This window comes from Bacillus sp. LR--39 (assembly GCF_053613335.1).
In genome coordinates this window covers 1-560 of record NZ_JBSIOT010001370.1, presented here as the reverse complement: position 1 = coordinate 560, position 560 = coordinate 1, and the positions used below count along the sequence as shown (strand labels likewise).

Annotated in this window: 1 protein-coding gene and 1 pseudogene; both read left to right on the top strand. The window is 52.5% G+C overall.

The annotated features are described in order from the left end of the window. A pseudogene (locus ACWHAR_RS30550) lies at positions 1–407 on the top strand (glycoside hydrolase family 3); the annotation flags it as partial. Next, positions 296–560, top strand: a 265-nt coding sequence (locus ACWHAR_RS30545; RefSeq protein WP_452088867.1) for a glycoside hydrolase family 3 protein, incomplete at its 3' end; no start/stop codon positions are given. The pseudogene ACWHAR_RS30550 and the gene ACWHAR_RS30545, both read left to right, overlap by 112 nt.

Sequence of the window (560 nt, the reverse complement as noted above, 5' to 3'; positions counted from 1 at the left end):
AAAGCATCTTCACCCTCCGCGCCCAAGCGAACGGCCTCTATGTCTCGCTTCAGGATGACGGCCGGCTGATCGCTGATCAGAAACAGCCGAACGGCCGGACCGTTAAAGAAACATTTCAGTTCGAACAGCAGTCTGACGGGACATTTGCCATCAAAAATACGGCAAACGGCAAATATCTCACTGCCGGTAAAGACGGCACATTAACAGCCGCCGCCGAAAAGCCGGCAACAGCAGCGGAAAAGTTTTCAAAGACGATCATCAAGAGCGGTACGGATGAAGCGGTTCAGCTGGCAAAATCCGCGGACAAAGCCATCGTGTTTGTCGGCAACAATCCTTACATCAACGGCCGGGAAACCGAAGACCGGAAAGAGATATTACACTCCCTCCGGCCCAGGAAAATCTGCTGAAAGCTGTTTCTAAAGCCAATACCAATACGGTGCTTGTCGTAACGAGCAGCTATCCGTTTGCTCTCAACTGGGCAAAAGCGCACATTCCTGCGATCATATATTCCGCTCACGGAGGCCAGGAGGCGGGAAGCGCATTGGCGGACATTCTCTATG